Annotated in this window: 17 protein-coding genes; 16 read left to right on the forward strand and 1 reads right to left on the reverse strand. The window is 45.1% G+C overall.

Translation table 11 applies throughout. The annotated features are described in order from the left end of the window. Positions 1-16: 16 nt before the first annotated feature. Positions 17-418: a helix-turn-helix domain-containing protein gene (locus JJQ94_RS12535; RefSeq protein WP_099031017.1), complete on the reverse strand. Its 402-nt coding sequence runs from the start codon at positions 416-418 to the stop codon at positions 17-19. A 135-nt stretch (positions 419-553) separates the two neighbouring features. Between JJQ94_RS12535 and JJQ94_RS12540 the strand changes: the two genes are divergently transcribed. Genes JJQ94_RS12540 through JJQ94_RS12615 form a run of 16 tightly spaced genes read left to right on the forward strand, consistent with a single transcriptional unit; the run spans position 554 to position 9,442 of the window. Then, positions 554-826 carry a helix-turn-helix domain-containing protein gene (locus JJQ94_RS12540; protein WP_099031016.1) on the forward strand — a complete coding sequence of 91 codons (273 nt, stop codon included), beginning with the start codon at positions 554-556 and terminating at the stop codon, positions 824-826. A gap of 56 nt (positions 827-882) precedes the next feature. Continuing rightward, positions 883-1,260 carry a hypothetical protein gene (locus JJQ94_RS12545; RefSeq protein ID WP_099031015.1) on the forward strand — a complete coding sequence of 126 codons (378 nt, stop codon included), beginning with the start codon at positions 883-885 and terminating at the stop codon, positions 1,258-1,260. Continuing rightward, entirely contained in the window at positions 1,250-1,729 is a 480-nt protein-coding gene (locus tag JJQ94_RS12550) for a hypothetical protein (RefSeq protein WP_010604423.1), read from the forward strand. Before JJQ94_RS12545 ends, JJQ94_RS12550 begins: the two co-directional genes overlap by 11 nt. A gap of 11 nt (positions 1,730-1,740) precedes the next feature. Further along, positions 1,741-1,896, forward strand: a complete 156-nt coding sequence (locus JJQ94_RS12555) for a hypothetical protein (RefSeq protein WP_157757237.1) — start codon at positions 1,741-1,743, stop codon at positions 1,894-1,896. Then, the gene (locus JJQ94_RS12560) at positions 1,893-2,159 is read left to right on the forward strand and encodes a hypothetical protein (RefSeq protein WP_088531225.1); all 267 of its coding nucleotides are present in this window, start codon (positions 1,893-1,895) and stop codon (positions 2,157-2,159) included. Before JJQ94_RS12555 ends, JJQ94_RS12560 begins: the two co-directional genes overlap by 4 nt. Next, positions 2,156-2,461 (forward strand): MarR family transcriptional regulator, encoded by a 306-nt coding sequence (locus JJQ94_RS12565; RefSeq protein ID WP_088531224.1) that lies wholly within the window; start codon positions 2,156-2,158, stop codon positions 2,459-2,461. Before JJQ94_RS12560 ends, JJQ94_RS12565 begins: the two co-directional genes overlap by 4 nt. Positions 2,462-2,463: 2 nt before the next feature. Then, the gene (locus JJQ94_RS12570; RefSeq protein ID WP_099031014.1) at positions 2,464-3,384 is read left to right on the forward strand and encodes a hypothetical protein; all 921 of its coding nucleotides are present in this window, start codon (positions 2,464-2,466) and stop codon (positions 3,382-3,384) included. After that, complete coding sequence (locus tag JJQ94_RS12575; RefSeq protein ID WP_099031013.1) at positions 3,381-5,159, forward strand: DDE-type integrase/transposase/recombinase; 1,779 nt, start codon at positions 3,381-3,383, stop codon at positions 5,157-5,159. Before JJQ94_RS12570 ends, JJQ94_RS12575 begins: the two co-directional genes overlap by 4 nt. A gap of 3 nt (positions 5,160-5,162) precedes the next feature. Further along, the gene (locus JJQ94_RS12580) at positions 5,163-6,308 is read left to right on the forward strand and encodes an ExeA family protein (RefSeq protein WP_141557621.1); all 1,146 of its coding nucleotides are present in this window, start codon (positions 5,163-5,165) and stop codon (positions 6,306-6,308) included. Positions 6,309-6,310: 2 nt separating this feature from the next. Beyond that, entirely contained in the window at positions 6,311-6,673 is a 363-nt protein-coding gene (locus JJQ94_RS12585) for a hypothetical protein (RefSeq protein ID WP_099031011.1), read from the forward strand. Next, entirely contained in the window at positions 6,666-7,340 is a 675-nt protein-coding gene (locus JJQ94_RS12590; protein ID WP_172439959.1) for a DUF7168 domain-containing protein, read from the forward strand. The genes JJQ94_RS12585 and JJQ94_RS12590 overlap by 8 nt, the downstream gene beginning before the upstream one ends. A 12-nt stretch (positions 7,341-7,352) precedes the next feature. Beyond that, positions 7,353-7,970, forward strand: a complete 618-nt coding sequence (locus JJQ94_RS12595; protein WP_099031009.1) for a DUF3164 family protein — start codon at positions 7,353-7,355, stop codon at positions 7,968-7,970. 10 nt (positions 7,971-7,980) lie between these two features. Continuing rightward, the gene (locus JJQ94_RS12600; RefSeq protein ID WP_099031008.1) at positions 7,981-8,628 is read left to right on the forward strand and encodes a gp16 family protein; all 648 of its coding nucleotides are present in this window, start codon (positions 7,981-7,983) and stop codon (positions 8,626-8,628) included. Next, the gene (locus tag JJQ94_RS12605; protein WP_095729168.1) at positions 8,621-9,022 is read left to right on the forward strand and encodes a Mor transcription activator family protein; all 402 of its coding nucleotides are present in this window, start codon (positions 8,621-8,623) and stop codon (positions 9,020-9,022) included. The genes JJQ94_RS12600 and JJQ94_RS12605 overlap by 8 nt, the downstream gene beginning before the upstream one ends. Next, complete coding sequence (locus tag JJQ94_RS12610; RefSeq protein WP_099031007.1) at positions 9,016-9,261, forward strand: hypothetical protein; 246 nt, start codon at positions 9,016-9,018, stop codon at positions 9,259-9,261. Before JJQ94_RS12605 ends, JJQ94_RS12610 begins: the two co-directional genes overlap by 7 nt. Beyond that, the gene (locus JJQ94_RS12615; RefSeq protein ID WP_010604434.1) at positions 9,251-9,442 is read left to right on the forward strand and encodes a hypothetical protein; all 192 of its coding nucleotides are present in this window, start codon (positions 9,251-9,253) and stop codon (positions 9,440-9,442) included. The genes JJQ94_RS12610 and JJQ94_RS12615 overlap by 11 nt, the downstream gene beginning before the upstream one ends. Positions 9,443-9,461: the final 19 nt, after the last annotated feature.

Below are 9,461 nucleotides of genomic sequence, written 5' to 3' on the forward strand. Positions count from 1 at the left end.
AAAAATCTAAAGAGAGTTAACCCTCTTTAGATTTTACCGATATTTCAGGCATATCTTTAAAATCCACATCCTCGCCAGCTGCCTTCTTTATCGAATACAAAGCGAAGTTCAATACTGTATTAAAAGGGGTTTCCCTTGATTTGGTAACCCAACCAAGCTCAGCTGTATCAAACAAAAATGAGGTCATTCCTTCCAATATCTGAGTTTCAGAATAATTTCCGTGGTTTTTATTACCTGTCAGTACGTACTGGATATCCACTCCAAACTCAGCAAATGCAGCTAGTTGAACCGCTGTAGGTGATGTTGAGCCTTTCTCCCAGTCAACCAAAGTTCGTCTTTTTGCGCCTGCAATTGCGGCAAAGCTCTCTTGGTTCATTCCCAATTTTTCACGCTCTTCTTTTAGACGAGTTCCAATCATGTGCAGATATCCGCCATAAATATATTGACATGTGCAGATATCTGCACAATAATCAACTCAACATTTAACCAAACCCTTTGCTAACCGTTCGCCAAAACACTTTAGAAAGGGTTTTATTCAAAAAGGTAGAGTACTATGAAATCAACGGAAATTAAAGAAGCCATCGCACACGAAGGCTATACACTATCAATGGTTGCAGATGCTTTAGGCGTGAACCTAGCAACTGTTTCTGGTGTGGTTTGTGGTCATACTCAATCCCGCCGTATTGCCGCTGCAATTTGTAAAATCATCAATAAGCCCCTCAATGTTGTATTTCCTAAAACGGATTTTTACGAGGCCCCTACCGTATTAAAGGGAGAAGACCGCAAACAAAGTGTAGAGCAGCTTAAGCAACTCTTGGCGTCGTAAGGGCTAAGTAACCACTTTACTAATAACTGAGTTACCGAACTTACAGGAGCCACACAATGCACATAATTAGCCCGTACATAGCACAATGCTATCAGCGCCAACAAAGCCGTGTTTTGTTGTTGGTACAAGCGATTAACCACCACTCTGCGCTCAATATGCGTATAGCTGCCAAGTTCAACAATAAGTTGACGCAGTTCTTTAGCGCTCGCGCAGTGCACAGCGGCACAAGGTTTATCGTCAATACACAGCCATTCAAGCAGATTTTTAAACTGGTAAGTAATAAAGTCGGTTTGCATGGTTTGATCTCCCGTTTACGTGATGATCAAATTCTAGCCAGTAAGATCCTCTATTTGGAAGTTCCAAAAATTCTTTCTTTTTGGAATGGACTATTTGCTGCACCTCGCTTGCAAAAAGGAGGTTGCTATGACTACTAAAACAAAACGCCGCCAATGGAATCGAGTTGTCGCTCGTAGCCTTCAAGAGTCCCTACAACTTTGTAAAGAGCATGCTCAAGCAACACGCAATATGAGCGTGCCACGCATTGCTGATAGAACGGGGGTTAGTAACGATATGCTCTATAAACATCTTGGTAATGGCGATATGCCAGCAAGCTTGCTAATACCATACATGGCAGCAACAGGTAGAGAGTACCCACTCCAATATATGGCGCATAGTCTAGACAAACTTATTGTTGATATGCCCAAAGGTAAAAAGCCTAGCATGCCCACCATTAACCACCTGAATCAGTTTGCAAACCAAGTGATTGGCATGGTGATGCAACTAGAAGAAGGCAACGGTAACGCCCAGCACGTAGCCGACCAAATTGTTTTACTTATGCAAGATCTTGCCTATCACAAGCTCGAAGCTGAAAGGCTCGACGACCCACAACAAACCCTGATTTAGGAGCAAATAGTATGACTATCAAAGACCAAGTTGCGCCTAAAAAACGCCAACCAGAGCAAAATACAAGTATTTGTATTGGTAAGCATGCAGGTAAAACTGTGCTGCTAATGAGTATGGAGCAGCTAAAAGCACTGGCACACGGAAAACCACAAGGAGAGAACGCATGAGCTTATTAACCAAACCCGTTAGCGCTGAGCATATAAGCGTACACAACAACCGCCCTTTAATTCAGTGCAATTGTTGTAAACGAATTGAGCAAGCAAAGCAGGCGGTAACTAAAAGCGCATGGCTGCAAGCTGCAAATCATATTGGATGGCGTCATGTTCAAAGTGAGGCGTTTGATATCGATGTTGTGTGCCCCAGTTGCGTGAGTGATTTTAACAACCCAGTTAGAAAACCAATGAAGCCCATTAAGAGAGTGTCAGCATGAGCCAATACATATCAGCACAAGTGCAACGTGTACTGGCAGCGGTTGAGTTGATGGCGGGTAAAGAGCTGGATGGTGTTGAGCCAAAGCAGCTGGCCCAGGAGTTAGACACTAGTCCAGCAGATGTAACGCGCATATTGGCAAATTTGGCACATGCGGGATGGGCTGAGCGTCTACCGGGGAATGAAAAGCGCTGGCGCTTACATAAAAAGCCAGTGCAGCTGAGTAACACGGTAGACCACAACATGAAAAACGTACTGCGCAACTTACAGCAAGAGTACAACAACTACAGTATTTTGAGGTAGTTATGAGCGAGAAAGATATAACACCGACGGTTGAGAAAGCACTAGTTGACGGGAAAGACTTACTTGCTTCAAAAGAGCAAGTATTAGTTGAGTTAGGTCAAATACAGGCTTTTGACTTTATACAAAAACTGGCGACTGTCGCCAGTTTACGCTTACTCCAAAAAGCTAAAGAAACCAAAGCATATAAAGGGCTAGCCTATTCTGATGAAAGTGGAAAAGTGGCGACTGTCGCCACTTGGGATGAGTACTGTACTCACAAGTTGGGTGTGGCAAGACGCACTATTGATGACCGATTAGTGAATCTTCAACAATTCGGAGAAGAGTTCTTCGAGCAGTCACAACGTATGCAGCTTGGTTATCGGGACTTAAGAGCCTTACGTCAATTACCTGAAGAAGATCAAACATTGGTTATTGAATCAGATGCCGTTGAAGCAGGTGATAAAGAAGCCGTAAAAGAGCTAATCGATGAACTCAAAGCCAAGCATGCCAAAGAGAAAGACAAGTTAGCACAGGAGCTGGACGCAACCGAGCGCATGCTCAAAGTGTCTCGTGATTCTTCATCCAAAAAAGAAGAAGAAATCATCAAGCTTAAAACCGACTTAGAAAGCAAAAAGTTTAGTGCCGAACGCTGGAAAGGCGAAGCCAAGTCATTTTTTGAGGCATTGGCTAAAACCCAAAACCAAGTGCGTGAAGGGTTTAACCAAATGTTGGTGCTTAGTGAGCAACTAGAGACGGTAAAGATTGATGATAAAACCTATGATGCCGCTAAATCCGCATTTTACGCTGACAGCAAAATTTTACTAACTCAGCTGGCTGGCGTGTGGAACGAGATACACCGCACCTATGGCGACTTAGACGATGCGCGCCCCAGTGGTGAGTGGCTGGCAGAAATGGGCTTTGAAGGCACGGAGGTGATGGAATGAACGCATTATCTTTAGAGTACTGGGCAGAGCAGCTAGACAACGCAGGTCACGGCCAAAAAGGCACAATCCGCGAAAAGGCGTGTGAAACACTGGGCCTAAGCAAAGACGCGCTATATCGCAAACTCAAAAAGCTAGGTTGGCAAAGTGGCAAGGCTAAACGCAGTGATGCAGGCACAACAGCGATGGACGATGAAGCCTTGAATATGCTGGTGGCCATTTTAAACCAAGGGGTACGTGATAATGGTAAGCGGATCATGGATGTTACCACGGCTAAATCAATCTTGGTTGCTAATGGCTATGCCTGCTTAAGTACAAGCCAGATCAGCCGTGTACTAGCTAAACGTAATGCCTCAGTTAGCGCGTTAGATAGAGCAACACCGCATGTTCAAATGCGCAGTTTAGCGCCTAATCATGTACATCAAGTAGACCCTAGTTATTGTTTGCTTTATTACCCGCCAGGTAAAAAAGGCAAAGTGCAGCGTTACGCAAATGACTCTGAGTTTTACGCAAATAAGCCAGAGAACTTAGAGCGCATAAAGCACTTACGAGTGTGGCGTTACGTATTGGTTGACCACAATAGCGGCATGATCCGCGTGCGTTATTACGAGTCAGCGGGTGAAACGCAAGCCAATATGTTCGACTTTTTAATGTGGTGTTGGAAGCAACACGAAGGCTCGCCATTTATGGGCGTGCCACAAATTCTGTTGTGGGATAAAGGCAGTGCCAACACAGGTAAAGCAATTACCAATGTATTAGATGCACTCAAAGTTAAAAACATACCCCATGAGGCTGGTAACCCCCGCGCTAAAGGGGCTGTGGAAGTGGCAAACAACATTGTTGAAAAGCAATTTGAAAGCCGCATTTTGTTTGAACCGGTTAGCAGTGTTGACGAGCTAAACGAGTCGGTATGGGCATGGCAAGAGGCATTTAACGCCAACAAAATACCTGGCATGAACTGCAAGCATAGTCGGCACAAACAAGCACGTTCCGATGTATGGCTAACCATATACCAACCACAAAACCGCGACTACCTGCGCATGCTGCCAGATGAGCAAGTTTGCAGACTACTACTGACCAAAACAGGTGAAACACGGAAGGTGAACGGTGATCTGGAGATCACTTATGTTCACCCACGTACCAAACAGCAGCACCGCTATGACGTTAGTGAACTGGAGCATGTACGTAACGGGATCACGGTTTCGGTTAGTCCAATTATTGTGGGTGATACGCCGGATTTATTAGTAGGTGTTACAACCCCCCTTGATGAAGTGGTGTATCACCAAGTTCAACCAGCAGATGTTGGTGAAGATGGCTTTAGGTTAGATGCCCCTGTAATTGGTGAAGAACACATCCAAAACAAAGACACGGCGACTCAAAGCGCAGCTAAAGCAGCGGATAGGCTCGCTTTTGAAAATCTCAGTGATGCAGAAATCAAGCAGGCTAAGAAGAAAAAGCTAGCTCCATTTGGGGGCGCTTTGGTCGCTCACACACACCTCAAAAATGTTGAGCACGACACCCGCATTGCGCCTAAAGGAGAAACTATTGAGCCAGACAATCCGATTGCTAAGCAAGTCGCCGAAGGCTCGCGCAAAGGCAAAGTGTTGGACTCGCTCGATTTACGCATGGTTGTAGCACAGCGTTTGGGTAGGCCCCTGCGTCCTAACGAAATTGATTGGCTGCATGGCCAAAGTATTGCTGAAACGGAAGTGTCAGCGGTTGTTGAACAGTTGCACCTAGGAATTGCGGAGACTCCAGTGCTGAAGATAGCGAGATAGCAGTTGAAAATAACAAAGCTTAGCCATGTGTTTGAAGTACTGGGAGTTAAGCAAGCCCAAGTAGTAAAAGCATTAGCCGCTAAAGGGCTGAAATTTAGCAAAGCTAGTTTAAGCCGTGTAGCAACACAAGCCGACTGGCCAAAAACCTGTGATAGCAAAGCGATTAAAGCAGCCATTGCAGAGTATTTAAAAGAACTCGGTGCAACCAGCGAGCAACTAACCGATTTGTTTACTTGGTATGAGCCAAACAAAAACGCACAACCTGAAGTTGAATATGAAGATCCGGAGCCTGAAATGCTAACAGCTAACGCAAAGAAGTTTTTTAAACTACGTCGTGACCCGTTTGAAAACGAGATAACGAGCGAGGATGACCTATTTTTGGTTGATGCCCACCGTATTATTTTAGAAGACATGCTAACGGCCGCGAACGCTGGCAGCATGATTGCACTCTATGGTGAGTGTGGAAGCGGTAAAACGATTATTCGCCGCACTTTTATTCACCAAGTGCAACAAGATCATCCTGATGTGATTTTGATCCAACCCGCACGATTAGACCGTCGCAAAATAACCGCAGAGTCTATCTCTACCGCTATTTGTAGAGCACTACAAATCAAACATAAACCAAGTGCTGAAGAGCGTGATGCAGCAATAGAAGAGGCATTAATTGAAAGCGCCAACAACGGTCATTTACATCTAATGGTAATTGATGAGGCACACGATTTAAGCGCTGATATGATCAAGCTACTCAAGCGTATTTGGGAGTTAACGCACGGGTTTAGGCGTGTGATGGGCATTGTACTGATTGGCCAGTCGGAACTTGCCAAAAAGTTAAGTGGCCAGCACGTTCGTGAGTTTAGCTGGCGCTGCAATCAAATAAAGATGCAGCCGCTAGGGATTTATGTTCCCGAGTATATTCGCCATAAGCTATCTCGCGTTGGTGTAGATGCTGACAAGATCTTTACTGAGGATGCCCTCAGCGCGATTCGCGGCAAGTGTATGGGGCGCATTCGCCACGGGATTGCATTGGATGATGCCGAGCTAGACCGCTCGTACCCACTCAATGTAAACACTTGGCTTGCTAAAGCCATGAATGCCGCCGCTCAAATTGGTGAGCAGCAGATCACAGAATCATTAGTTTTAAAGGTGTAGCTATGAGTCAAAAGGTAGAAATTACACTCACTGGCGTCGCGAACGTCAAGATCACAAAGCACGTCACGCTACCCAAAGCAGAAGCCGACAAACTGCTGGCTGACGACAGCAAAATGCAAGAAATGCTGACACGGCACAATTCGGTTGAGGTTAAAGATTGGGACCACGTATTCGGACAAAAGCTACGTGAATTTGCTATTGCCACGCCCGAGCCTGGTTTCGCATGTGCAAATCATCATTGTGGTTGGGTAGGCAATGAAAGTGACAAAGCCGCTGTGTATGTAGGAGAGCTACTATCGAGTGCATGCCCTAAATGCCATTCGGTAAAGTTTTATAAAGTTCAGCAGGTGGTGCCTCGTGGATAAGCGCATTTTAGACAAGATCAAAAAGTGTTTAGCGTTGGCTAAGTCTGCAACTAACGAAAATGAAGCCGCAGCAGCTATGCGGTCAGCGCAAGCGCTAATGGAGAAACATCGCATTAGTGCTGAAGATGTGGGCTTTTCTGATATAGACGAGCGCCGAACAACGTGTGGCGCTAATCGGTTAGTTAAGTATCAAGCCATGTTTATTAACCTGATTGAACGTGCATTTGGTGTGGATGCATTTGTAAACCAAAACTTTTGCGCAAGTAGTGATATTCACTTTATTGGTATCGCCCCGCAGCCTGAGCTGGCTAGCTACTGCTGGGATGTTATGTGGGCAAAGCTAAAAGCGGATCGGACAGCTTATGTTAAGCAGCAATCAAACCGCTGCAAACGCAGTACCAAAATAGCCAGAGGTGATCGATTTGCTGAAGGTTGGGTAATCGCTGTTCACCAACAAATTACCCAGTTTGCCCGTACAGACAATGAGAACCAACTCATTGAAGCATATAAGGTACGTCATTACCCAGACCTAGCACGGAGCAACTGCGCAGCGCGTGGCAAAAAAGCTAACGTCGGCAATGCGATAAGCGACGGGTTTAGGGCAGGAAAAGAGCACTCTATACACCGCCCAGTAAATGGCGAATCTCAACGTAAACTAACGCAGTAAGGTGAAGAAGTGATGGAACAAGAATTTTATATAAATAGAAGTGGTTACAAGGTCCCAGCAGATAAAGTGAGCGACAACGATAAGGCGCAAAATGCGTTGGTGTTAGAACTGGTGCAGCGCGCAAAGCAACTAAACGCAGAACATGAACACTTTAAACGTGGTGTGTATTCGCAAGTAAACGACTTTATTGCAGAGATGGCCCACAACTACAACGTTGAGATTGGCGGAGCCAAAGGCAATATCACGCTAACCTCGTATGATGGCAAAAGCCGTGTAAAGGTTGGTGTTGCTGACGACATTAGCTTTGGCCCTGAAATCCTGATAGCAAAAGAGCTGTTTTTAGGTGTGGTGAATGGGTTACTGGAAAAGCTAGACGATGAAGCACAGCTAATTAAAGACATCGTAATGAACGCGTTTGAAACCGACAAAGAGGGCCAATACAGCAAAGCTAAGATCATGGAGCTGCGCAGTAAATACCGTTACAGCCACAAGTCGGACGATTGGGCGGCTGGTATGCAAGCCATAGATGATGCGTTTATTTTTGGCTCAACAAAAACCTACGTGCGGTTTTATGAACGCAACGAGCTGGGTGCATGGATTCAGATCCCATTGGTTAGTAAATCTCTATAAAGGTGGCGTTATGTATTTATCAAAATCAAAACTGATTCAATTAATACATGTAGGCAAAACGAGTTTAGGCTGGGACGAAGATTTGTATCGTCAAGTTTTAGTCGAACTGACTAAAAAAGAAAGCTGCAAAGGTATGAATGTAGGTGAGCTAAACAAAGTGCTGTCTCACATGAAAGACAAGGGCTTTAAAGTCGAGGCTAAAAAGAGTGGCAAAGGCCGCAACTCGCCTATGACTCGTGATATAGCTCCCGAAGACAAAACCCCGCTGGATAAGCTGCGCCAAGTGTGGATCGCCATGAGTCATCGCGGCTATTTGCGCGACGGTTCGGAAGCCGCGCTACTCAATTGGAGTAAATCACAAGCTAAGCGTATGAACAGTAACATAGCTATTGAGCGTTTGGAGTGGCTACGCGCACCTATGGTTCATGCACTGATTGAGCAGTTAAAAAGCTGGTATGCGCGTCTGATGGCAAAAGACATGAACGAACTAGCTCCTGATTTAAAAAAGCTGCCACTGAACGATGAGGAAAAGTTCGAGGCGGCGCGCATTGTGTATAAATATAGCAACTTTTCAAATTGTAATGTTGAGCAGCTTGAGAGTGCTCTTAACTTCACAGGCTTAATGCTTGGCCGATATGAGGAGTCTAGTAATGGCTGAACAATTTGGTAAAGGCTCAGAACGTGGTATTGGTATGTTGCTGGCTATCTTTGAGGTTGTTACTCGTGGTGTTGCCGACGTAGTTGGTGCTGAACAAGCAGGCCAGATAGGCCGTGAAGCTGTAGACCGGGTTCGTCATACATTTGGGGGCGAGAACGTTTATGTTTGCAAGGGCGTATCACTGGATACAATTCTGAAGCACAACAAAATCTGGAGCGAGTTTACTGGAGATAACCACGTCGAACTAGCTAAGAAGCATGGCTATTCTGTGCAGTGGATATATGAAGTTGTTCGTACCATGAACCAGCTGAAAACGGATGAAGTACAAGGAGACCTATTCGATAGTTGCAAAGGTAAAGGGACTAAAGATGGTGGAGGGCATTCACTATGCTGAAACGTGACGACGAGATCACAGTAAACACATGGCTGTTGCTGCTTCTTCTATTTACCACGCTACTACTCGGATTCGAGTTTGGAAAAAGGGTATATATAGAAGAGCAATTAAACGAGCCAGAGCAAACAGTCAGATTTGGTCGCAACGGCGGCCCATCAATTCCACCTACAAAACCCGAAACACTACCTTTATATAAGGTAATTTGGGAGCTAATGAGTGAGGAAGAAAATGAAGAGTAATATAGCAGAGCAATTAGCCCCACATTATATAGCAGCGTTTTTATCAAAGTGTGGTTGTGAGACATTTGCAGATGTTGCGGAGGCAATGCAAGTGATGATCGATACAAGTAAAGAAACGCAAACTGCGTATGCACAGAATGGTGAGGCTCAAAAAGCGGTAACTGTTCCGTCTATTAATTAGCAAAACAAAAAAGCGGCGC

Origin of the sequence: Pseudoalteromonas sp. GCY, from assembly GCF_016695175.1 — a bacterium.
GTDB lineage: Bacteria > Pseudomonadota > Gammaproteobacteria > Enterobacterales > Alteromonadaceae > Pseudoalteromonas.